The organism is Streptomyces sp. CB02980 (assembly GCF_014451325.2).
Lineage (GTDB): Bacteria > Actinomycetota > Actinomycetes > Streptomycetales > Streptomycetaceae > Streptomyces.
The window spans coordinates 270,381-292,473 of record NZ_JACSCH020000005.1 but is presented as its reverse complement, the minus strand read 5'-3'; the positions used below and the strand labels follow the sequence as shown (position 1 = coordinate 292,473).

Genomic DNA, 22,093 nt, shown 5'->3' with positions numbered 1-22,093 from the left:
TCGGGTATAACTGGCCCGTGGACGGGGCGGGCGGGGCGGAAGAGACGGACGAGCGGGCGGCCATCGACCGCAGACTCGTCGTCGTGGGCACGAGCAGTTATCGGCACGCACCCGAACTCCCCCTGATGCCCGAGGAGTTACGCGCCGCCGTCCGGCTCTTCGGCGGACTCGGCTACCGCGTCGACGAGCGGATCACCGACGAGGGCCTCGCCGTCACCCGCGACCGCGTTCTCGACTGGGCCTACCGGACCGACGGCTCCGGCACCGCCGTCGTCCTCTACTGGACCGGGCACGGCGTCGACGGCACCGGCCGCCACTACCTGCTCTGCGCCGACAGCCACCCCGACCGGCTCGCCGGCACCGCGCTCGCCGCCGAGGACCTCACCCGTTACGTCCTCGAGTCCGGCGCCGAACGCGTCCTCCTCGTCATCGACACCTGCTGGGCCGGACAGGGCGGCACCGACGCGGCGGCCGCCGCCGAACAGCTGCGCGCCGCACTCCGGCAGGGCGCCGCCGACACCCGCGGCGCCGGCCGCGCCGGCGGGCGGCGACTGACCGACTTCGCCGTGATCGCCGTCGCCCGCGCCGGCGAACCCGCCTCCCCGATGGTCTTCGCCGCCGCCCTCGAGACCGCCCTCGCCCGGCTCTCCCTCTCCCTCAAGCAGCAGTACCTCTCCGTCGAACAGGTCGTCGACACCGTCAACGACGTCTACCGCAGCGCCGGGATACGCCAGACCGCCCGCGCCCACGTGGAGACCGAGGGCTACGCCTTCTTCTCCTTCGAGAACACCGGCTACCGCCCCGAGGCACGCCACGACGAGGGCGACGTCGCCGAACTCGCCGCCCGGCTCGGCCGCACCGGCCCCGAGGGCCTTCGCCGTCGCGCCGACCTGGAGAACCACTTCGCCCCGCGCGGACAGGGCTTCGAACACACCGTGTCCGGTCGCGGCGGCTCGTACTTCGTCGGCCGCACCGCCGAACTCGACCGGATGGACCACTGGCTGGCCCACGGCGACCGCGCCTGGGGCCGGGGACTGCTCGTCACCGGAGGCCCCGGCGTCGGCAAGTCCGCCCTCCTCGGCAGACTGCTCCTCCGCTCGGACGGCCGCACGGCGGACGCCCCGGCCCTCACCGCCGTCCACGCCCGGCACCGCTTCCTCGAAGACCTGGTCGCCGCCGTGGCCGACGCCGCCGGGGTCACCGCCGACACCCCGCAGGCCCTCCTCGGGGCCCTCGTCGGCCGGCGGACCCCGCTCCACCTGATCATCGACGCCCTCGACGAGGCCGGCGAGGCCCACGGCGACGACACCGAGGCCCGCCGGATCGCGGCGGACCTGCTGTGCCCCCTGCTCCGCGTCCCCTGCGTCCGCCTCCTCGTCGGCACGCGCCCCCACGTCGTCGACGCCTTCTGCGGCGAACCCGCCGTCCTCGACCTCGACGACTCCCGGGCGAGCAGCGCCGACGACGTCGCCGCCTACGCCCGCCGCCTGCTCCAGGCACCCGACGGGCCCGGCAGCCGCGGCCCGTACGACGACGAGGCCGCCGAGACCGTCGCCCGCGAGATAGCCGCCAAGGCCCGCGGAAGCTTCCTCTCGGCCCGTATCGCCGCCCGCCACCTCGGCCGCGCTGCTCGGCCCGTCGACACCTCCGAACCCGGCTGGCACGCGCGCGTGCCCGAGGTCGGCGAGACCCCCGGCGTCACCTTCCTGCGGGTGCTGCGCCACCAGCTCGGCGCCGACCACGCCCGCGGTCTCCCCCTGCTCGCCGCCCTCGCCCTCGCCGAGGGCCCCGGCCTCCCCCCGGACGGCGTGTGGTGCGCGATCGCCGGAGCCTGCACGGCGGAGCCGGCCGGCCCCGCCTTCGTCTGGGAGGACATCGCCTGGCTGATCGGCGCCGCCGGCGAGCACCTCGTCGAGGAGCTCGACGCCGACGGGCGCGCGGTCTACCGGCTGTACCACCAGGCGTACGCCGACGCGCTGCGCGGCACGCTCGACCCGTGCGCCCGGAGCCGCGTCGCCCACGCGCTCGCCGTACTGGTCCCGGCGGGCCCGGACGGCCCCGACTGGGCCGCCGCACCCCCGTACGTCCGCCGCCATCTCGCCGAGCACGCCGAGGGGACGGAGCTGCTCGACACACTGGCCCTCGACGCCGAGTACCTGCTCACCGCCCCGGTCTCCGCGCTCCAGCGGGTCCTGAACCGCGCCGGAACCGAACGGGCCCGCGCCGCCGCGCGGGCCGTCGGGCACTGCGCCGCCCTGCTGCACGCCTCCACCGAGCCCGCCACCCGCGCCGCCCAACTGCGCCTCTCGGCCTTCCAGTCCGGCGCGGAGGAACTGGCCGGGGCCATCCGGCTCCGCTACCCCCTGCTGTCCTGGGACACCGCATGGGCGGAGGTGACACCCGTGCCGTACACCACCCTCGGCACCTTCGCGGGCGGCGTGCACGGCGCCACCGTCGTCCCCGTGCACGGCCGCCCCGCTTTGGTGACCGCCGAGCGCGGGGGAACCGTACGGGCCTGGGACACCGAGGGCGGCGAACTCCTCGCCGAACTCCCCACCGAACTGGGCCTGATCACCGCCGTCCACGGCTGTGCCACCCGGCCCTGGGCCGCCCTCAGGACCGACGAACGGATCTGGGTGTGGGACGTGGAGAGCCGGGATCTCATCGGCGCCGTGCCCGTGCCACCCCGGACGGTGGACCACGCGGTGACCGACATCGGCGGGGAGTGCCTGGTGGCAACCCTCGACCGGGACGGCAAGGTCACGCTCGCGACCGCGTCGGGGGAGCGCCCGCCGCTCACCCTGCGCGCCGGCCGCCGTCGGGCGCTCCTGTGGCGTCCCTTCGACGGTGACCGTCTGGCCGTGGCGGAACACGAGGGGCGGCTCCGGGTGGCCGTGACCCGTGTGCACCGGTGGACCAACCGGATACGCAAGGCGCGTCTCACGGTCTGGGACCTCGCCGACGCGCCCGCAGGCACTTTTACCGTCGAGTGGGAGCGGCACCGTACCCTGCGGGGCCGGTACGTCGATGCTCTCGCACTCCACCGGGGCGCGGCCGCCGTGGCCACCCGGGGGTCATCGTTCGGAACCCGGACCACCGTCCGGTCCGGCGGTCTTCGGGTCGTCGAGTGGTCCGGACGCCGTTACGGCGTCCCCCTGCTGATCGCCCCCGGTGCGGGGCCGGCGTCCGGACCGGAGGCCGGTGCCGGGCCGATGTGCCTCTCGGCGACCGCGTACGCGGTGACCGCCCGGGGCGCCGACGGCGCCGTCCTCGGCCGGACCCGCACCGACGCGCCCACGTCCCGCCTTCTCGCGGCCGGCCACGGCCCGGACGGGGTCCGGCTGGTCTCCCTGGGCTCCGACGCCTGGGCCGCCAAGGTCTGGCACCTCGGGCCGCCGCCCGAGGACGGCGAGAACCCGGACGATCCCGAGACGACCGTCCGGGTCGGGCTGAGCTCCGGCCGGCCCGTCGTGGTGGTCCAGGACGCCGACGGCACCCGCCTCCTGGACGGGGCGAGCGGCACTGTACTGGACCGCATGGCGGATCGGGACGACGGGCCGGCCGTCGACGCCCACCCGGGTGCCCCGGTCCTCCTCCGGGACCGGCTCGCGAAGAAGAAGCGGAACCAGAAACCGGTCGGGGTCAGGACCTGGACGAGCGGGCCGCCGACCTGCTTCCCCCCGACCCACGGACTGGCCGAGGCCTTCTCCGTACCGGGCGGTGGCGAGCCCCGCATGGTCGCCTTCATCGGCCAATACGACTTCGTCGAACGCCAGTTCGCCTTGTACACGGTCGACGGCCGGGTGAAGGGCCTCCTACAGGTCGCGCTGTACGACGTGCGATCGGTGCGGCTCGTGCCGGACGGCGCACGCGTCTTCGCCGTCGCCGTCGGATATCGGAGCGAGAGTGCGGGCGGCAGTGAGGAGTCACCGCCGCCCCAGCCCTACCTGACGGTGCGCTCGGTGCCGGACGACACCGTCCGGTTCACCATGCGGCTGCCTTCAGTGGACTTCGTCCACGACCTGGGCCGATGGCCGCAGGGCCCCGCCCTCGGGTACGTCACCCGCGACGGCGAACTCGCCGTCCGCACCCGCTTCCCCGCCTCGTTCGGGGTGTCTCCCGGAGAGCCGGACATCGTCCCGCGCCCCGACCGGGTCCGCGTCACCGCGCTCCGGCTGCAGACGAGGAACGGCCGCCCCACGGTGCTGACCGCCGGTGCCGACGGCGTGCTGACGCTGTTCGCCGCCGACACCACGGAGGTCCTGCACCGGATCCACGTGGGCGGGGAGATCCTGGGCATGGACTGGATCGACGACGAACGGCTGTGCGTCCACACGGCGACGGGCATCCTCTGCCTGCGTCTGGGCTGAGGATGCCCGGGCCGGCTACAGGTACTTCTTCAGCTCCCGGCGCGCCAGCGACCGCTGGTGCACCTCGTCCGGACCGTCCGCGAGCTTCAGCGTCCGCGCCGCCGCCCACAGTTCGGCCAGCGGGAAGTCCTGCGAGACCCCGCCCGCCCCGTGCGCCTGCACGGCCTTGTCGATGATGTCGACCACCGCGCGCGGGGTCGCGATCTTGATGGCCTGGATCTCGGTGTGCGCGCCCCGGTTGCCGACGGTGTCCATGAGCCAGGCCGTCTTGAGGACGAGGAGCCGCAGCTGCTCGATCTGCACCCGGGCGTCCGCGATCCAGTTCTGCACGACGCCCTGCTGGGCGAGCGTCTTGCCGAAGGCGGTACGGGAGACCGCCCGGCGGCACATCAGCTCGACGGCCCGCTCGGCCATGCCGATGAGCCGCATGCAGTGGTGGATGCGGCCGGGGCCGAGCCGGGCCTGCGCGATGGCGAAGCCGCCGCCCTCCTCGCCGATGAGGTGCGAGGCGGGGACGCGGACGTCGTCGAAGACCACCTCGGCGTGCCCGCCGTGGGAGTGGTCCTCGTAGCCGTACACCTGCATCGCGCGCCGCACCTCGACGCCGGGGGTGTCGCGGGGCACGAGGATCATCGACTGCTGGCGGCGCGGGTCGGCGCCGTCGGGGTCGGTCTTGCCCATCACGATGAAGATCTTGCAGTCGGGGTTCATGGCCCCGGAGATGTACCACTTGCGTCCGGTGACGACGTACTCGTCGCCGTCCCGGCGGATCCGGGTCTCGATGTTGGTGGCGTCGGAGGAGGCGACCTCGGGCTCCGTCATCGCGAAGGCCGAGCGGATCTCGCCCGCGAGCAGCGGCTCCAGCCACTGCTTCTTCTGCGCCTCGTCGCCGAACTGGGCGAGCAGCTCCATGTTCCCGGTGTCCGGGGCGGCGCAGTTGAGGGCGGTCGGGGCCAGCTGCGGGCTGCGGCCGGTGATCTCGGCGAGCGGCGCGTACTGGAGGTTCGTCAGCCCGGCACCGTACTCCGCGTCCGGCAGGAAGAGGTTCCAGAGGCCCTGCCGCTTGGCCTCGGCCTTCAGCTCCTCGACGACCGGCGGGGAGTCCCACGGAGAGGCGAGCAGGGCGCGCTGCTCCTCGGCCGTCCGCTCGGCCGGGTACACGTGCTCGTCCATGAAGGCGAGGAGCTTCTCGCGGAGTTCCTCGGTGCGTGCGTCGTAGGCGAAGTCCATGGCGGTTCAGCCCTCCTGGAGGGTGGTCAGGCCGTGCTCGATGAAGACGGGGACGAGTTCGCCGATGCGGTCGAAGCCCGCGCCGACCGTCTGCCCGAGGGTCCAGCGGTAGTGGATGCCCTCCAGGATCACGGCGAGCTTGAACCAGGCGAAGGCGGTGTACCAGGCGAGGGCTGAGGTGTCGCGGCCCGAGCGGGCGGCGTAGCGCTCGACCAGTTCGGCGGCGGTCGGATGCCCGGGGGCCGTGGCGGTGGTGGAGATGGGGGAGTCGGGCAGGTCGAGCGGCGTGCTGTACATGACGAGCAGACCGAGGTCGGTCAGCGGGTCGCCGAGGGTCGACATCTCCCAGTCGAGGACGGCCCGGATGCGGTCGTCCCCGTCGATGAGGACGTTGTCGAGCCGGTAGTCGCCGTGGATCACGGTGGGCGCCGCCGAGACGGGCAGTGCGCGGCCGAGGGCGGCGTGCAGCTCGTCGATCCCGGGAAGTTCACGGCCGCGCGAGGCGTCGAGCTGCTTGCCCCAGCGGCGCAGCTGCCGGTCGAGGAAGCCCTCGGGGCGCCCGAAGTCGGCGAGCCCGACGGCGGCCGGGTCCACGGCGTGCAGATCGACGAGGGTGTCGACCAGGCCGAGGACGGCGGCGCGGGTGCGCTCGGGGCCGAGCGGGGCGAGCTCCGCCGCCGAGCGGTACGGCGTCCCGTCGACGAACTCCATGACGTAGAACGGCGCCCCGAGCACGGAGTCGTCCTCGCAGAGCAGCAGCGTCTCCGGCACGGGCACGTCCGTGGCGTGCAGGGCGCTGATGACCCGGTGCTCGCGCCGCATGTCGTGGGCGGTGGCGAGGACGTGGCCGAGCGGCGGCCGGCGGACGACCCAGCGGCCGGTGCCGTCGGTGACGACGTACGTCAGGTTCGACCGGCCGCCTTCGATCAGCCGGGCTTCGAGGGGGCCGGACACCAGGCCGGGGCGCTCGCGGTCGAGGAAGCGGCGCAGCTGCTCGGGGTCGAGGCCTGGCGGCGGGGCGGAACTCATACGTACCTCCGGATCGGCTTCGGTCGGCGTTCATGATGACCGACCAGTCGGTATGTCGTCCAGGGGGGAGTCGTGAATCCGTCCTACGCCCCCTGGTCTTCGATCCCATCCATGAATAGAGTTCACATATGGATGCGAAGCTGATCGTCGACGAAGTCCGGCTGACCCCGATCCTCATCTCCGACCCGCCTCTCCTCAATGTCCAGGGGGTTCACCAGCCGTATACGCCTCGCCTCGTGGTCGAAGTGATCACTCGCGGCGGTGTGAGCGGCCTGGGGGAGACGTACGGCGACGGCGTCTACCTGGACCTGGCCCGCCCGCTGGCCGAGGCGCTCCCGGGGCGATCGGTCACGGATGTGAATGGCCTCTTCGCGCTTGCGGAGGCCACCGATCCGGGCCGCGACTCCCGCGCCGGCGCCCGCTCCGGCTCGGGCTCCGTCTCCCGCTCCGGCCCGGGCTCCGGCTCGGGCGACGAAGCGGGCGTCGAGGCCGGCGTCGACGCGGGCGGTCTGCGCGGCGTCCGTACCGCCGACAAGCTCCGCCTCTCCGTCGTCTCCGCCTTCGAGACCGCGTGCCTCGACGCCCTCGGCAAGACCCTCGGCCTGCCCGTCCACGCCCTCCTCGGCGGCAAGGTCCGCGACTCCGTCGAGTTCAGCGCCTACCTGTTCTACCGCTGGGCCACCCACCCCGCCGGCGGCCCCGTCGACGACTGGGGCGCGGCCCTCGACCCCGCCGGCATCGTCGCCCAGGCCCGCCGCTTCGACCGCGTGTACGGCTTCCCGTCCTTCAAGCTCAAGGGCGGGGTGTTCGCACCGGAGCAGGAGATCGCCGCGATCCGCGCGCTCGCCGAGGAGTTCCCCGGCCGTCCCCTCCGCCTCGACCCCAACGGCGCCTGGTCCGTGGCGACCTCCCTCGCGGTCGCGCGCGAGCTCAAGGGCGTACTGGAGTACCTGGAGGACCCGGCGAGCGGCACCGACGCGATGGCCGAGATCGCCGCCGGCACCGGGGTCCCGCTCGCCACCAACATGTGCGTGACCACCTTCGAGGAGGTCCCGGAGGCCTTCGCGAAGGGGGCGGTACGGATCGTCCTCTGCGACCACCACTACTGGGGCGGCCTCGGGCGCACCCGCGAACTCGCCGCGCTCTGCCGGACGTACGGCGTCGGGCTCTCCATGCACTCCAACACCCACCTGGGCATCAGCCTCGCCGCGATGACCCAGGCCGCCGCCACCCTGCCCGAACTCCACCACGCCTGCGACACCCACTACCCGTGGCAGACCGAGGACGTCGTCACCACCCGCCCCGTCTTCCGGGACGGGCGGCTCACCGTCTCCGACGCGCCCGGCCTGGGTGTCGAACTCGACCGGGACGCGCTCGCCGCCCTGCACCGCCGCTGGCTCGACGACGACGGCACCCTGCGGAACCGCGACGACGCGGCAGCGATGCGAGCGGCGAACCCGGAGTGGACCCAGGGCAAGTGGTAGGCGCGCCGTCCAACGCCCCCCCCGCACCAAGAAGCTCCGCACCAGGCCGCCGCCCGCCCGAGGGCTACGCGTGGCAGGCCACCGGCACGCCCCCGTTCATCGCCGCCATGTCACCGAAGACCGTCACCGGGTCGAGCGGCGACGCCTCCGGCAGGCCCGCCAGCTCCGCGTACGCCCGGTGGAGGTTGGCCACCAGGCGCTCGCTCTCCCGCCACGCGGCGAACTCGCCGAGCTCCGCCCGCCGCGCCGTCTCCAGCGGCGTCGCGCCCTTCGCGTACCCCTCCGCCGCGATCTCCCGTACCCAGCGCAGATACCGCTCGGTCGCGTCGTACGCCGAGGGGTCGGTCACCCGGCCGTGCCCCGGGACCACCGTCGGCGCGTCGAGCGAGCGCAGCAGGTCGAGCGCGCGAAGCGACCCGGCCAGCGAACCCATCGGCAGGAAGGGCGTCCCGCCGTGGAAGACCAGGTCACCGGTGAAGACGATGCCCTGCTCGGGGAGGTGCACGATCGAGTCGCCCGTCGTGTGCGCGGGCCCCGGGTGGATCACCCGGACCTCGATCCCACCGACGTACAGCGTCATGCGCTCGCGGTACGTGACGGACGGCGCCACGATGTCGATCTTCCCGAAGTCGGTCTGCGGCCACAGCAGATGGAGCTGGTGGCCGGCCGCGAGCTGCTCGCTCCGGCAGCTCTCGTGGCCGACGATCCGCGCCTCCGGCAGGAACACCCCGTTGCCGTAGGTGTGGTCGCCGTGGTGGTGGGTGGAGACGATCGTCCCCGGCAGCGGAAGGCCCGCCGCGAGGACCGCCTCCCGCAGCAGCCGCGCCCGGCGTTCGGTGGCGGCGGTGTCGACGAGCAGTGCCTCGCGCGCGTCGCCGAGGAAGCCGGCGTTGTTCAGGCACCAGCCTCCGTCGGGCTGGAGGAAGGCGTGGACGTTCGGCGCGAGCGTGACCACGTGGGGAGCGTAGGCGTCGTAGGACTCGGTGGCAGACATAGGGATTCCCCCGGTTGAGAGGCGTGAGCGCCCGATCGGACAGGGAAGAGTCTCCCCGGCTTGCGGGCCGACAGCGCTGCATTGAGGGTCGGAGTATGAAGGCGATCAGCTACCGCCGGTACGGCGGCCCCGAGGTCCTGGAGTACGGCGAGCTGCCCGACCCCAAGATCGGCCCCGACGCGGTGCTGGTCAGGGTGCGGGCGGCCGCGGTCAACCCGGTCGACTGGAAGTGCCAGGCCGGGTACCTCGACGGGATGATGGACGCGGTCTTCCCCGTGATCCCCGGCTGGGACGTCTCCGGTGTCGTCGTCCGGCCCGGGGTCTCCGTCACCGAGTTCGCCGAGGGCGACGAGGTCATGGGCTACGTCCGCGAGGACTTCCTCTCCCGGGGCACCTTCGCGGAGTACGTCGCCGCCCCCGTCCGTACCCTCGCCCGCAAGCCGCGCTCGGTCGGCTTCGAGGAGTCCGCCGCCCTGCCGCTCGTCGGCCTCACCGCCTACCAGGCGCTCCACCAGCCCCTCGCGGTCGGCCCCGGCGACACCGTCCTCGTGCACGCGGCGGCCGGCGGGGTCGGCTCCATGGGCGTGCAGATCGCCCGCCACCTCGGCTGCCGGGTCATCGGGGCGGCGCGGGAGGCCGGCCTCGAACGGGTCGCGGAGCTCGGCGCCGAACCGGTCGTCTACGACGAGGGGACCTTCGCCGACCAGGTCCGCACCCTCGCCCCGCAGGGCGTCGACGCCGTCCTCGACACCATCGGCGGACCGTTCCTGCGGATCTCCGCGGGGCTCCTCGCGACCGGCGGCCGGCTCGCCTCCATCGCCGACGGCGAGGTCCTCGCCCTCGGCGGCCGCTACTTCTGGGTCCGCCCCGATCCCGTCGACCTCGCGGCCCTCGCGGACCTGGTCGACGAAGGCGTGCTCTCCGTACGGGTGGCCAGGACGTTCCCCCTGGAACAGGCGGCGGACGCGCAGCGCGCCAACGCCGCGGGCGGCCTGAACGGGAAGGTCGTCGTCACCGTCCCCTGAAACGACCACTGAGACGACGTCTGAACCGTCCCCGGAAGCGCTCGGGTGCACCGTCCCCGGAGGCGCCTCCCGCCGCGGCTCACCAGATCATCGCCGCCCCGAAGACGGCGAGCGCGATCGTGCAGCAGGCCGCGAGCAGCGCGCCCCGGCGGGAGAGGGGCTGCGGCCTTGCCGGGCTCAGGGAGCGGATCCGGCGGTGGGCGACGGCCAGGAACCCGATCCACACGAGCGCCGACAGCGCGAGCCCGGTGATCCCCACGGCGGTGATCTCGTCGCTCACGGCCAGCTTGACGGCGAGCACCGCCACCACCGTGCACGACAGGGTCGTCCGCCGCCACGCGAGCCGGGTCCGCTCCGGCTGGAGCCCGGGATCACGCGCGTCGGTCCCGGAGGCGGCCTCCGTCACCGACCCGCCCAGCCGAAGAGCACGACCACCACCATCGCGACCGCCACCACCGCCACGACCAGACTCAGCACCGCCGGGAAGCGGGACCCCGGAAGGTCCTCGCCGCGCCGCATGGCCCGCTCGCAGCGCACCCAGTGGTTCACCGCCCGCAGCGCGCACAGCACCCCGGCCGCGAGCAGCGCGAGCGCCAGCCCGACCCGGACGCCCCAGCGCAGGTCCGGCAGGAACTGGTCGACGGCGAAACCGCCACCGACCAGGGCGAGCGCGGTCCGGATCCAGGCCAGGAAGGTCCGCTCGTTGGCGAGGGAGAACCGGTAGTCGGGGGTGTCTCCCTCGTCCCGGATCCGCTGCGGTGCGAACCACAGCCGCAGGCTCTGTACGAAATCGCTCACACGCGCACCCTAACGTTCGCTTGATCAGCCCGCCGGGCGCCCTCGGGCCCGCGGCCACCGGCCGGTCGTGGCCCGCGGCCACCGGCCGGTCGTGGCCCGCGCCCACCGGGCCCGGCCCGCGCGAGCGGTCAGCCCGCCGGGCGCACCTCGCCGGCCCCGTGCTCCCGCAGCCGCTCGTACGCCGCGAGCCCGTCCGGCACCCACGCCCAGTCACCGAGCCGCGCCGCCAGCTCCTCCTCCGTCAGGAAGGAGTGCCAGGCGACCTCCTCCACCTGCGGGTTCACCGGCAGTTCGCAGCGCACCTCGTAGACCGCCGACCACCACTTGCCGGCCACGCCCGCGGAGTCGTACAAGAACGTCAGGACGGGCTCGGGCCGGGGCAGGCCCCGTACCCCGAGCTCCTCCTCGGCCTCGCGCAGCGCGGCCTCGTCGTACGACTCGCCCGCGCCGACGACCCCGCCGACGAACATGTCGTACATCGACGGGAAGACCAGCTTGGCCGGCGTCCTGCGGTGCACGAAGATCCGGCCCTCGGCGTCCCGGACCCGGATGAAGACACAGCGATGGATCAGGCCCCGCGCGTACACCTCACCGCGCGGGGCCTGTCCGATTACCTGGTCGTGCTCGTCGACGACATCGAGGATCTCTTCAGCGGCGCTCATCCCGCCATCCAAGCAAACCGCCGGGGCCGCGGGGCAGCGCCGCCCGGGTCACTGCCCCATCACGTACTTGACCGTCGGCCCGGTGGTCCAGCCGCCGTCCACCGCCAGCTCCGCGCCCGTCACGTACGAGGCGGCGTCCGACAGCAGGAAGACGACCGCGCCGGCGATCTCGTCGGCCTCGCCGACCCGGCCCATCGGCGTGTTCGGGTACCTGCCCTCGCCGCGCTCGATGCCCACGGAGGCCGTCATCGGGGTGTACGTCATGCCCGGGTGGACCGAGTTGACGCGGATCCTCGCCGTGCCGAGCTCCACCGCGCCGATCTTCGTCAGCCCGCGCACGCCCCACTTGGAGGCGCCGTACCCGGCGGTCAGCGCCAGGCCCATCAGGCCCGCCGCCGAGGAGATGTTGACGATGGAGCCGCCGCCGGCCGCCTTCATCGCCGGTATCGCGGCCTTCATGCCGATGAAGACACCGGTCAGGTTGATGTCGAGGACCTTGCGGAAGTGCTCGACGGACTCGGTCTCCAGGAACGCGCCCGTGGAGATGCCCGCGTTGTTCACCAGGCCGTGCAGCCCGCCGAACTCCGCCACGGCGTACGCGACGGCCGCCGCCCACTCCTGCTCGGAGGTCACGTCGTGGTGGACGTACCGCGCCCGCTCGCCGAGCGCCTCGGCGGTCGCCCTGCCCTCCTCGTCGAGTACGTCGGTGACGACCACGTTCGCGCCGGCCGCGACCGCCTGCCGGGCGGCCTCCGCGCCCAGACCGCGGGCGCCGCCGGTGATGAGGACGGTCCTGCCGGTGAGGTCGTTCATGAAGGGTCCTTTCGGGGGAGATGCGCCTGCTCCGGCTGTGCGGCACGCAGCAGGGCGGTGGTGGTCTCGACCAGATCGGCGAGGAAGAGCGCCTCACCGGTGAGGGGTTCGGTGCCGTCGAGGTACTGCCGGGCCCGGTCCGCCATCGCCGCGCCCACCACGGTCAGCGCCAGGTCGAGGCGCTCCAGGAGCAGGGGCTCGGGCAGGCCGTCGGCGGCGAGCCGGCCCGCGATCCGCTCGATCAGACGCCAGTAGGCGGTGCCGGCGAGCGTGGGATGGGGGATCCGGGTGCGCACGCCGCTCTCGTGGCTGAGCTGCGCGGAGATCCGCAGGCACCGGCGGCCCCGGTCGGTGCGCAGCTCGCCGGCCTCGGCCGTGACGAGGGCGGCGACCAGGGCGTGCGTCTCGTCGGGGGCGGCCGCGAGCAGCGGGGCGAGCACGCCCTCCGTACGGGCCTGGCGGCCTGCCATCACGGCGTCGAGCAGCCCGGCGCGCGAGCCGAAGTGGTACTGCACGGCGGAGGGATTGGCCTGCCCCGCGCGGCTCACGATGTCCCTCAGCTGCGCGCCGTGGACGCCCTGGGCGGCGAAGAGCTCCTCCGCCGCGCGGATCAGTCTGTCCCGGGTCTCGGGCCCCGATGTCCTCGCCATGCGTTCATATTAATGCTCAGCATTAGAAAACGGGAGGGGGGTGCGGGCCATGGTGGAACGGCGAAAAGGTTGACTCGATACATCCGTGTATCCAAGATGCGGTCCATGTCCTACGACGCAGATGTGATCGTGATCGGGGCGGGCCTCGCCGGCCTCGTCGCCACCGCCGAGCTGGTCGACGCCGGCCGCACCGTGATCCTCCTCGACCAGGAACCCGAACAGTCCCTCGGCGGCCAGGCCCACTGGTCCTTCGGCGGTCTCTTCCTCGTCGACTCGCCCGAGCAGCGCAGGATGCGCGTCAAGGACAGCCACGCCCTGGCCCTCCAGGACTGGTACGGCACCGCCGGCTTCGACCGGACCGAGGACCACTGGCCGAGGAAGTGGGCCGAGGCGTACGTCGACTTCGCCGCCGGCGAGAAGCGCTCCTGGCTGCACGCGCGCGGGGTGCGGTTCTTCCCCGTCGTCGGCTGGGCCGAGCGCGGCGGCTACGACGCCAACGGCCACGGCAACTCCGTCCCCCGCTTCCACATCACCTGGGGTACCGGCCCCGGCCTCGTCGCCCCCTTCGAGCGGAAGGTCCGCGAGGGCGTCGCCCGCGGCCTCGTCCAGCTCCGCTTCCGCCACCGGGTCACCGCCCTCGGCCGCACCGCCGGAGCCGTCGACACCGTCACCGGCGAGATCCTGGAACCCTCCACGGCCGAGCGCGGCACCGCGAGCACCCGTACGGCCACCGGCGCCTTCGAACTGCGCGCCCAGGCGGTGATCGTCACCTCCGGCGGCATCGGCGGCAACCACGAGCTCGTCCGCGCCCAGTGGCCCGAGCGCCTGGGCACCCCGCCCGCCAAGCTGCTCTCCGGCGTCCCCGCCCACGTCGACGGCCTGATGCTCGGCATCGCCGAGAAGGCCGGCGCCCACCACATCAACCGCGACCGGATGTGGCACTACACCGAGGGCATCGAGAACTGGAACCCCATCTGGGCCAAGCACGGCATCCGCATCCTCCCCGGACCGTCCTCGCTCTGGCTGGACGCGACCGGCAAGCGGCTGCCCGTCCCGCTCTTCCCCGGCTTCGACACCCTCGGCACCCTCGAACACATCATGCGGACCGGCCACGACCACACCTGGTTCGTCCTCGACAAGCGGATCATCGGCAAGGAGTTCGCCCTCTCCGGCTCCGAACAGAACCCCGACCTCACCGGCAAGTCGGTTCGCGGCGTGATCGGCCGCGCCCGCGCCGATGTGCCGGGCCCGGTGCAGGCGTTCATGGACAAGGGCGCCGACTTCGTCGTCGAGAGCGACCTCTCGGCCCTCGTCCGGGGCATGAACGCGCTCACCGACGAGCCCCTCATCGACGAGGACGCCCTCCGCCGGGAGATCACCGCCCGCGACCGCGAGATCGCCAATCCCTTCACCAAGGACCTCCAGGTCACGGCGATCCGGGGCGCCCGCAAGTACCTCGGCGACAAGCTGATCCGCACGGCCGCTCCGCACCGCATCCTCGACCCCGAGGCGGGCCCGCTGATCGCCGTCCGCCTCAACATCCTGACCCGCAAGTCCCTCGGCGGCCTGGAGACCGACCTCGACTCCCGCGTCCTCACGGAGGGCGGCGAACCCCTGGAGGGCGTGTACGCGGCGGGCGAGGCGGCCGGCTTCGGCGGCGGCGGAGTCCACGGGTACCGCTCCCTTGAAGGCACCTTCCTCGGCGGCTGCATCTTCTCGGGCCGCGCGGCGGGCAGGGCGGCGGCCAGGGCGGTGAGCTGACGGAGGACCCCCCGCCGGGGCAGGATGACGGTGTGACAAAACGTGTAACGCTCATACTCGTCGGCGGCGTCGCGGCCCTCGGCGGCCTGGCCGCCTTCCTCGTGCTCCAGGGCCTGGACGCCGCCGACAAGTGGAGCAGCGTCCTGAGCCTCTTCTTCACGGCGGCGGGCTTCGCGCTGACCCTCGTCGGCCTCCTCGGCCGCCCCTCCGCCCAGTCGGCGGACCAGGCCGTGACCGGGGGATCGCTGCACCAGATCAGGAACGTCACGGGGGACGTGGTGATCAGGTCCGGCGGCGGTACGAGCACCCCGCCGACCGCCACCACCCCGCCGACCGCCACCACCCCGCCGACCGCCACCACCTCGGCGGCGGAGCAGGGCGGCGGGACGCAGTCGGCCCACGGGGCCCGGACGGCGGGGGACCTGCACCAGATCGACGGGGTGGGCGGCTCGGTCCGCGTCGAACCGCCGACGTCCTCGACGCCATGAGGGGCTTCCTCAAGCGCTGGACGGCGCGCCAGTCGGCGCCGGGAGCCACCGTCCAGGGCCCCCTCACCCAGATCAGCGGCGTCCAGGGCGATGTCCACGTCACGCTCGCATCCGTCCCTCCCCAGCACGGGTCACCGGAGATCGAGTCGGCCCGCGAGGCCTATGCCACCCGGGTCCGCCAGCGCTACGGCCGCCTCGACCTGGAGGTCCTCACCCCGCTCCGTGAACAGGACGATCGCCCGGTCCTGCACCTGCGGGACGTCTTCGTCCCCCAGTCCGTACGGGCCGACCCGCCGCCCGTGGAACTGCCCCAGGAGCTCCTGCGCCGCCTCATGGACCCGGCCGAGGCCGAGCTCCACGACCTGCCGCCCGGCATCGACCGGGAGACGGTCGACCGCGTCCGCCGCGCCTACCAGGAGCGGCCGCCGCTGCCCGTACTCGACGTCCTGACCATGCCCGAGCACGACCGTGTGGTCCTGCTCGGCCACCCGGGCTCCGGCAAGTCCACCCTGGCCCGCTACCTGGCACTCGTCCTCACCTCCCCCGAACCCCCTCCGGGCCTCGGGACACTGCGCGGCAGCCTCCCGCTGATCGTCGAACTCCGGGAGTACGCGCAGCCCGCCTGGCGCGAGCGGACCTTCGAGGACTTCCTGGCCCACCAGTACGCGACGGAGGGCCTGGGGCTGCCGCCGGCCACGCTGACCGCGCTCCTGGCGGGGGAGAGCCCGTACTCCGCCCTGGTGCTCTTCGACGGCCTGGACGAACTGTTCGAGAAGGACATCAGGGACGCGGTCACCCGCCGCATCGCGGGCTTCGCCGCCCGCCACCCCCGGGCCCGGATCGTCGTCACCTCACGCGGCTACGGCTACCAGCGGGCCGTCCTGGACGGCGCGGGCTTCACCAACTTCATGCTCCAGGACCTCGACCGGGAGCAGATCGGCGCGTTCGCGGGACAGTGGTTCGCGCTGGCGTGCCCGGACGACCCGGACCAGGCCCGGAAACTCATCGAGCGCGTCACCACGGCCGTCGACGCGTCGAGCTCCGTCCGGGAGCTCGCGGGCAATCCCCTGATCCTCACGATCCTGGCGATCATCGGCCGCCGCCGCGAACTCCCGCGCGACCGGCGGACGGTGTACGAGCACGCCGTCGACGTCCTGGTGGAGCACTGGGACCCCAGCAAGTACCTCAAGGACCGTCAGGTCGAGGAACACCTCCCGTACCTCGGCCCCGAGGACAAACGCGAACTCCTGCGCCTCATCGCCCGCCAGATGCAGGAGGGCCACGGCGGCATCTCCGGCAACCACATCGCGGGCCCGGACCTCCTCAAGAGCTTCGAGGAGTACGTGAAGGACCGCTACGCCCTCCCACCGGACCGCGCGGCGACGGCGGCCCGCGTGATGCTGGACCAGTTCCGCCACCGCAACTTCGTCCTCAGCCGCTACGGCGGCGAGATCTACGGCTTCGTCCACCGCACGTTCCTGGAGTACCTGGCGGCGACGGACCTGGCGCACCGCTTCAACCACGAACGAAGCCTGTCGGAGGAGGACCTCCAGGAGCTCTTCGCGGTCAAGGTCCACGACCCGACGTGGCACGAGATCCTGCTGTTGCTGGTGGGGTTGCTGGACGAGCGGTTCGTGGCGGGGGTGATCGACCGGTTGCTGGCGCCGCGTGCGATCGCGGTCCCGATCGGGTCGCGCGGCGACGGCGCCTTCGCCGAAGTGGCCTTCGTGGCCCGCTGCCTGGCCGAGGTACGCCGACTGGGGGCGCTGGCCCCGCAGAGCACGGCCACGGTCGGGACGGTGGTCCGGCTGTTCGAGTTCGCCAGGGTGCTGGGCGTGCCCGTCTTCTACCCCTACGGACATGTGGAGTCCTTGGGTCCGGCGCTGGCGGCCCTCGGCGACGACTGGCCGGGCAGGGAGGACTACGCACGCTGGCACGAAGGGTGGAGGCGTGGTGAGCGGTCCTTCGAGGACTGGTCCCTCTCGCTGAACTCGGCGGACCAGCTGGCCACGAACATCCTCCTGTGCCTCCACGGGAGGGGAGAGCCACCCCACGCGGTCTACCTCGCGGAGACCGCCGTGACCAGTGACAGCACGGCGGCGAGACTCGGCGCCGCCCGCCTGCTCGTCCGCTCGGCGGGCCGTGAGCCGGCGACGATGGAACTGGTGGAGCGTTGTCTCCGGGAGGACACGAGCGCCGACGTGCGGTCGACGCTGCTGGGACACCTGGCGTTCGAGGATGACGTCGACCCGGAATGGGTGGTCCGGCTCGCCGTCGAGCGGCTGGCCGACGACGATCTGCGGGTGCGCCTCGCGGCACTCGAATGTCTGCAGGGCCGCCGGACCGACAGCCCGGACGCACGTGCCGCGATCGCCCGACTGCTCGACGACCCCGACCCCTATGTCCGCCGACAGGCCGTACGCCCGCTCGCCGCGCAGGCCGAGGACGGAGCACGGGCGGCGGAGTTCCTGCGGGAGGCTCTGGCGGACACCGATCCCGAACTCCGTGCCATGGCGCTGTCCGCCGTGGCGGCGAGGGCCGGCGACGAGCCGGCCGTCCGCGCGCTCGTCCAGGAGCGGATGAGGAACGACGGGAGTCCCGAGGTCGTGGCCGCAGCGATCGACGCCGTCCGGGAGATCGGCTCCGACGCCCCGGACACCCACGAGCTCCTGCACGAGCTGTCCGGCCACCCGGACCCCGCGGTGCGCAGGGCGGCCCTCCGCTGTCTGGCCGAGGGCGGCGTCCCGGACCGGAGGTCGACGGAGCTGCTCTCCCGCAGGCTGACGCGGGACGAGTCCCGCTGGGTCCGGGAGACCGCGCTCCGGCTCTTCGTGGCGCACGTCGAGGACGACGCGGCGGTCGGGGACATCCTCCTCGACCGGGTGCGGAACGATCCGAGTCCGGCGGTCCAGAACCAGGCCCTGACAGGGCTCGTGGACCTGGATCACGAGCTCGCCCGGGACCTGGTCGTCGACCGGGCCAGGACTCACCCCGACGAGGAGGGCCGGAACGCGGCCTTCGTCCACCTGCTGACCACGTACGGGGACGACGCCGCGGCGATGCGCCTGGTCCTCGACCGGGCCGCGCACGACGAGAACAGCGGCACGCGGTTCGCCGCCCTGGACACTCTCCTGGCGCTGAGCGGCGGTCCCGAACTCGCCGCCGTCGCCCAGGACCGCTTCGCCCACGACACCGACCTCGCGGTCCGGCTCATCGCGCTGCGCATCCTCGCCGACCTCCGCCGCGACGACCCCGAGCTCCTCCCGGTCCTCCGTCAGGCCGCCGAAAGCCAGGAACGGAAGATCCGCGACCTGGCCTCCGCTGTTCTGGCCGTCCTCACCCCTCAGTCCCCCTGAATCAACTCCACCACCCTGAACCGCTCCACCACCACCATCGTCGAGTCGTCCACCACGAACCCGGGGTCTCCCAACCCCTCCCGCATCTCCGCGCTGTGCCAGAAGCGCTCGTGCGCCTCGCGCCAGTCCGCGACCGACAGGAAGCCCTCCCCCTCGTCGAGCGCGAGCCGCAGGTCCGCCTTGCCCAGGGGCAGGACCTCGACCTCCGTGATCTCCACGACCGCCACCTCGCGACCGTCCGAGTCGATGAGCGCCGACCGCTCGCCGGCCTCCGGCAGCTCCTCGTTCTCGACCTCGTACTCCACGAGGAGCCCCGTCGTGGCGACCTTCTCGCCGGAGAGGACCGCGGCGACGAGCCGGTCCCTGAGCGGGCCGGGGAAGGCGAGGAGGAAGGGCTTGAGCGCGTGAGGGCCGGTCATGGCCGACAGTGTGTCAGCCACGACCGGCCCTCGGAGCCGGATCGGACGCGCCGGGCTACAACACCAGCGACAGCAGCAGCACGAACCCGATGCCCACGACCGAGATGATCGTCTCCATCACCGACCAGGTCTTGATCGTCTGGCCGACGTTCATGCCGAAGTACTCCTTCACCAGCCAGAACCCGGCGTCGTTGACGTGGCTGAAGAAGAGCGAACCCGCACCGATCGCGAGGACGAGCAGTGCCGTCTCGCTCGTCGACATGCCCTCCGCCAGCGGAGCCACGAGGCCCGCCGCCGAGATCGTCGCCACCGTCGCGGAGCCCGTCGCCAGCCGGATCGCGACCGCGATCAGCCAGGCGAGCAGCAGGGCCGGGATGGACCAGCTCTTGGAGAAGTCCAGGATCATCTGGCCGACGCCGATGTCGATGAGGGTCTGCTTGAAGCCGCCGCCCGCACCGACGATCAGCAGGATGCCCGCGATCGGGGCGAGGGACTTCTCGACGGTCGAGGACAGCCGCTCCTTGGTGAAGCCGGCCGCGCGGCCCAGGGTGAACATGCCGACGATGACGGCCGCGAGCAGCGCGATCAGCGGGGAGCCGATGACGTCGGTGACCTTCTGGACGCCGTTCTCCGGGTCGTCGACGACGATGTCGACGAGCGCCTTCACCAGCATGAGGACGACGGGCAGCATCACGGTCGCGACGGTGACGCCGAAGCCGGGGCGCTTCTCCAGGTCCTCGGAGGGACGCACCGGGATCATGTTGTCGGGGGCCGGGATGTCGACCCAGCGGGCCGCGTACCGGGAGAACAGCGGACCGGCGATGATCACGGTCGGTATCGCGACGACGAGGCCGAGGGCCAGGGTGACGCCCAGGTTGGCGCCGACCGCGTCGATCGCGACGAGCGGGCCGGGGTGCGGCGGGATGAGGCCGTGCATCACGGAGAGGCCGGCGAGGGCCGGGATGCCGATCCGCATCAGGGAGTAGTTGCCGCGCTTGGCGACGAGCAGCACCACCGGGATCAGCAGCACGATGCCGACCTCGAAGAAGAGCGGCAGACCGATCACCGAGGCGATCAGGACCATGGCCCAGGGCATCGCCCGGCCACTGGCCTTCGCCAGGATGGTGTCGACGATCTGGTCGGCGCCGCCCGAGTCGGCGAGCAGCTTGCCGAGGATCGCGCCGAGGGCGATCAGGACGCCCACGCCGGCGACGGTGTTGCCGAGGCCGGTGGTGAACGACTTGATGGTGTCCGCGAGCGGCGCACCGGCGAACGCGCCGAGGGCGAGCGACCCGATGGTCAGCGCCAGGAACGCGTGCAGCTTGAACTTGGTGATGAGCACGACGATGACGGCGATGCCGGCGAGTACGGCGATGCCGAGCTGGGCGTTGCCTGCCGAGGTGATCGGTTCGGCGGCGTCCGCTGCCAGGATCTCGACGCTGAGACTGGTCACGGTGGTGTCCTTCGTACGAGCGGGGAAGGGGGGACGGGGACGGGAAGGGGATCAGCCGGCGAGGCCGCGCAGCGCGGCGGCGGCCCGGGCGGAGATCTCCTCGGGGGTGCCGGAGACGTCGACGGCGACGCCGGCCTCGTCCTCCTGCAGCGGCTGCAGGGTGGCGAACTGGGAGTCGAGGAGCGCCGTCGGCATGAAGTGGCCCTTGCGGGCCCTCATGCGCTGCTCGATCAGCTCCCGGTCACCGGTCAGATGAAGGAAGACCACACCGGGGGCCGCGGCGCGGAGCCGGTCCCGGTAGCTGCGCTTCAGCGCGGAGCTGCTCACCACACCGCCGAGCCCGGCCCGGTCGTGCGCCCATGAGCCGATGGCGTCCAGCCAGGGCTCGCGGTCGCTGTCGTCCAGGGGGGTGCCGGCCGACATCTTGGCCACGTTCGCCGCCGGGTGGAAGTCGTCGCCCTCGGCGTAGGGAAGGCCGAGGGCTTCGGCGACCAGCGGTCCGATCGTGGTCTTGCCGGTCCCGGCGACGCCCATCACGACGACGACCGTCCTCGTCTTGGGCTGGGGGGTGGTGCTCATGGGTGGTGCCTCGCTGTCTTCTTCGACATCGATCCGTCGCGCCCATGAAACCCATTGGGTACGACGTATTCAAGAGGCTGTGACATAAAAGTAGTACTTTTAATTCCCGATGTGATCATCCGCGCGAGCGCGCATAGGCTTGCCACCATGACGACACCGGCCCAGGGACTTCACTCGCAGGTCCTCGCCACCCTGGGTCTCGCGATCACCGCGGGGGAGTACCCGCCCGGCACCGTGCTGCGCACCGACGAGCTCGCCCAACGCTTCGACGTGTCCCGGACCGTGGTCCGCGAGGTCGTCCGCGTCCTGGAGTCCATGCACCTCGTCGAGTCCCGCCGCCGCGTCGGCGTGACCGTCCTCCCCATCGCCGGCTGGAACGTGTACGACCCCCAGGTCATCCGCTGGCGGCTGGCCGGCGCCGACCGCCCCCGCCAGCTCCGCTCGCTCACCGTGCTCCGCTCGGCCGTCGAACCCGTCGCCGCCGGCCTGGCCGCCGAGAACGCCACCCCCGAGCAGTGCCGCGAGCTCACCGAGCACGCCCTCGGCATGGTCGCCACCTCGCGCGGCCGGCGCCTGGAGGAGTACCTCGTCCACGACATCGCCTTCCACCGGGTCGTGCTCAACGCCTCCGGAAACGAGATGTTCGCCCGCCTCGGCGACGTCGTCGCCGAGGTCCTCACCGGCCGCACCCACCACCACGTGATGTTCGAGGACCCCGACCCGGCCGCCGTCACCCTCCACGTCCAGGTCGCCGAGGCCGTACGGGAGCGGGACGCGGCACGCGCCGAGGAGCTCACCCGCCAGATCGCGGTCGGCGCCCTCCAGGAGCTGGACGTCCTCGCTCCGTAGGGCACGCGGGGGCACGCGGTGGCACGCGGTGGAACACCCGCAAACCACGCCGTAAAGCGCAGGCAAAGCCCGGTCAAGCTCTGAACTAGCTCAAATATGGGCGTTCAGTGACATGCGCCACAGTCAGTTACCG

The 22,093-nt window shown here is 72.8% G+C and carries 18 protein-coding genes; 7 read left to right on the top strand and 11 right to left on the bottom strand.

Translation table 11 applies throughout. The features are described from left to right. Nucleotides 1–17 precede the first annotated feature (17 nt). Entirely contained in the window at nt 18–4,370 is a 4,353-nt protein-coding gene (locus E0F75_RS13790; protein WP_187622793.1) for an AAA family ATPase, read from the top strand. A 15-nt stretch (nt 4,371–4,385) separates the two neighbouring features. Here the strand turns inward: E0F75_RS13790 and E0F75_RS13785 are convergent, their stop codons facing one another. After that, the gene (locus E0F75_RS13785) at nt 4,386–5,600 is read right to left on the bottom strand and encodes an acyl-CoA dehydrogenase family protein (RefSeq protein ID WP_187622792.1); all 1,215 of its coding nucleotides are present in this window, start codon (nt 5,598–5,600) and stop codon (nt 4,386–4,388) included. Between the two features lie 6 nt (nt 5,601–5,606). Beyond that, a complete protein-coding gene (locus E0F75_RS13780) occupies nt 5,607–6,629 on the bottom strand; it encodes a phosphotransferase (RefSeq protein WP_187622791.1) in 1,023 nt (340 codons plus the stop codon). Nucleotides 6,630–6,757: 128 nt separating this feature from the next. Between E0F75_RS13780 and E0F75_RS13775 the strand changes: the two genes are divergently transcribed. Beyond that, nucleotides 6,758–8,113 carry an enolase C-terminal domain-like protein gene (locus tag E0F75_RS13775; RefSeq protein ID WP_187622790.1) on the top strand — a complete coding sequence of 452 codons (1,356 nt, stop codon included), beginning with the start codon at nt 6,758–6,760 and terminating at the stop codon, nt 8,111–8,113. Between the two features lie 64 nt (nt 8,114–8,177). On the opposite strand, the gene E0F75_RS13770 is transcribed toward E0F75_RS13775, so the two are convergent. Further along, nucleotides 8,178–9,107 (bottom strand): MBL fold metallo-hydrolase, encoded by a 930-nt coding sequence (locus E0F75_RS13770; protein ID WP_187622789.1) that lies wholly within the window; start codon nt 9,105–9,107, stop codon nt 8,178–8,180. Between the two features lie 95 nt (nt 9,108–9,202). Between E0F75_RS13770 and E0F75_RS13765 the strand changes: the two genes are divergently transcribed. Then, the gene (locus E0F75_RS13765; RefSeq protein WP_187622788.1) at nt 9,203–10,132 is read left to right on the top strand and encodes an NADP-dependent oxidoreductase; all 930 of its coding nucleotides are present in this window, start codon (nt 9,203–9,205) and stop codon (nt 10,130–10,132) included. 79 nt (nt 10,133–10,211) lie between these two features. Here the strand turns inward: E0F75_RS13765 and E0F75_RS13760 are convergent, their stop codons facing one another. The 5 genes from E0F75_RS13760 to E0F75_RS13740 form a co-directional block, all read right to left on the bottom strand. Then, nucleotides 10,212–10,538, bottom strand: coding sequence for a DUF202 domain-containing protein (locus E0F75_RS13760; RefSeq protein WP_187622787.1), 327 nt, complete (start codon nt 10,536–10,538; stop codon nt 10,212–10,214). Continuing rightward, nucleotides 10,535–10,930 (bottom strand): YidH family protein, encoded by a 396-nt coding sequence (locus E0F75_RS13755; RefSeq protein WP_073915163.1) that lies wholly within the window; start codon nt 10,928–10,930, stop codon nt 10,535–10,537. The genes E0F75_RS13760 and E0F75_RS13755 overlap by 4 nt, the downstream gene beginning before the upstream one ends. A gap of 128 nt (nt 10,931–11,058) precedes the next feature. After that, nucleotides 11,059–11,592, bottom strand: a complete 534-nt coding sequence (locus tag E0F75_RS13750) for an NUDIX domain-containing protein (RefSeq protein ID WP_187622786.1) — start codon at nt 11,590–11,592, stop codon at nt 11,059–11,061. A 48-nt stretch (nt 11,593–11,640) separates the two neighbouring features. Beyond that, entirely contained in the window at nt 11,641–12,405 is a 765-nt protein-coding gene (locus E0F75_RS13745; RefSeq protein WP_187622785.1) for a glucose 1-dehydrogenase, read from the bottom strand. Beyond that, nucleotides 12,402–13,055 (bottom strand): TetR/AcrR family transcriptional regulator, encoded by a 654-nt coding sequence (locus E0F75_RS13740; RefSeq protein WP_187622784.1) that lies wholly within the window; start codon nt 13,053–13,055, stop codon nt 12,402–12,404. The genes E0F75_RS13745 and E0F75_RS13740 overlap by 4 nt, the downstream gene beginning before the upstream one ends. A gap of 105 nt (nt 13,056–13,160) precedes the next feature. Here E0F75_RS13740 and E0F75_RS13735 point away from each other — a divergent pair, with 105 nt between their 5' ends. The 3 genes from E0F75_RS13735 to E0F75_RS13725 are packed head-to-tail and all read left to right on the top strand — an operon-like array spanning nt 13,161 to nt 18,660. Beyond that, entirely contained in the window at nt 13,161–14,816 is a 1,656-nt protein-coding gene (locus tag E0F75_RS13735) for an FAD-binding dehydrogenase (protein ID WP_187622783.1), read from the top strand. A gap of 32 nt (nt 14,817–14,848) precedes the next feature. Continuing rightward, nucleotides 14,849–15,304 carry a hypothetical protein gene (locus E0F75_RS13730; RefSeq protein WP_187622782.1) on the top strand — a complete coding sequence of 152 codons (456 nt, stop codon included), beginning with the start codon at nt 14,849–14,851 and terminating at the stop codon, nt 15,302–15,304. Further along, entirely contained in the window at nt 15,301–18,660 is a 3,360-nt protein-coding gene (locus E0F75_RS13725; RefSeq protein ID WP_187622781.1) for a HEAT repeat domain-containing protein, read from the top strand. The genes E0F75_RS13730 and E0F75_RS13725 overlap by 4 nt, the downstream gene beginning before the upstream one ends. Here the strand turns inward: E0F75_RS13725 and E0F75_RS13720 are convergent. Genes E0F75_RS13720 through E0F75_RS13710 form a run of 3 tightly spaced genes read right to left on the bottom strand, consistent with a single transcriptional unit; the run spans nt 18,648 to nt 21,111 of the window. Then, the gene (locus tag E0F75_RS13720; protein WP_187622780.1) at nt 18,648–19,079 is read right to left on the bottom strand and encodes an ASCH domain-containing protein; all 432 of its coding nucleotides are present in this window, start codon (nt 19,077–19,079) and stop codon (nt 18,648–18,650) included. The two genes, E0F75_RS13725 and E0F75_RS13720, sit on opposite strands and share 13 nt — an antisense overlap. Nucleotides 19,080–19,134: 55 nt before the next feature. Then, nucleotides 19,135–20,532: a gluconate:H+ symporter gene (locus E0F75_RS13715; RefSeq protein WP_187622779.1), complete on the bottom strand. Its 1,398-nt coding sequence runs from the start codon at nt 20,530–20,532 to the stop codon at nt 19,135–19,137. Between the two features lie 51 nt (nt 20,533–20,583). Then, on the bottom strand, nt 20,584–21,111 hold the full coding sequence (locus tag E0F75_RS13710; protein WP_187622778.1) for a gluconokinase: 528 nt from the start codon (nt 21,109–21,111) through the stop codon (nt 20,584–20,586). A 147-nt stretch (nt 21,112–21,258) separates the two neighbouring features. Between E0F75_RS13710 and E0F75_RS13705 the strand changes: the two genes are divergently transcribed. After that, the gene (locus E0F75_RS13705; protein ID WP_073915142.1) at nt 21,259–21,960 is read left to right on the top strand and encodes a FadR/GntR family transcriptional regulator; all 702 of its coding nucleotides are present in this window, start codon (nt 21,259–21,261) and stop codon (nt 21,958–21,960) included. Nucleotides 21,961–22,093 lie beyond the last annotated feature (133 nt).

What these genes read in the sequence shown, in the direction of transcription:
- E0F75_RS13765 (WP_187622788.1), top strand. Translation starts at nt 9,203, where the DNA reads ATGAAGGCGATCAGCTACCGCCGGTACGGCGGCCCCGAGGTCCTGGAG.
- E0F75_RS13720 (WP_187622780.1), bottom strand. Translation starts at nt 19,079, where the DNA reads ATGACCGGCCCTCACGCGCTCAAGCCCTTCCTCCTCGCCTTCCCCGGC.
- E0F75_RS13785 (WP_187622792.1), bottom strand. Translation starts at nt 5,600, where the DNA reads ATGGACTTCGCCTACGACGCACGCACCGAGGAACTCCGCGAGAAGCTC.
- E0F75_RS13780 (WP_187622791.1), bottom strand. Translation starts at nt 6,629, where the DNA reads ATGAGTTCCGCCCCGCCGCCAGGCCTCGACCCCGAGCAGCTGCGCCGC.
- E0F75_RS13735 (WP_187622783.1), top strand. Translation starts at nt 13,161, where the DNA reads ATGTCCTACGACGCAGATGTGATCGTGATCGGGGCGGGCCTCGCCGGC.
- E0F75_RS13710 (WP_187622778.1), bottom strand. Translation starts at nt 21,111, where the DNA reads ATGAGCACCACCCCCCAGCCCAAGACGAGGACGGTCGTCGTCGTGATG.
- E0F75_RS13745 (WP_187622785.1), bottom strand. Translation starts at nt 12,405, where the DNA reads ATGAACGACCTCACCGGCAGGACCGTCCTCATCACCGGCGGCGCCCGC.
- E0F75_RS13750 (WP_187622786.1), bottom strand. Translation starts at nt 11,592, where the DNA reads ATGAGCGCCGCTGAAGAGATCCTCGATGTCGTCGACGAGCACGACCAG.
- E0F75_RS13775 (WP_187622790.1), top strand. Translation starts at nt 6,758, where the DNA reads ATGGATGCGAAGCTGATCGTCGACGAAGTCCGGCTGACCCCGATCCTC.
- E0F75_RS13725 (WP_187622781.1), top strand. Translation starts at nt 15,301, where the DNA reads ATGAGGGGCTTCCTCAAGCGCTGGACGGCGCGCCAGTCGGCGCCGGGA.
- E0F75_RS13705 (WP_073915142.1), top strand. Translation starts at nt 21,259, where the DNA reads ATGACGACACCGGCCCAGGGACTTCACTCGCAGGTCCTCGCCACCCTG.
- E0F75_RS13770 (WP_187622789.1), bottom strand. Translation starts at nt 9,107, where the DNA reads ATGTCTGCCACCGAGTCCTACGACGCCTACGCTCCCCACGTGGTCACG.
- E0F75_RS13740 (WP_187622784.1), bottom strand. Translation starts at nt 13,055, where the DNA reads ATGGCGAGGACATCGGGGCCCGAGACCCGGGACAGACTGATCCGCGCG.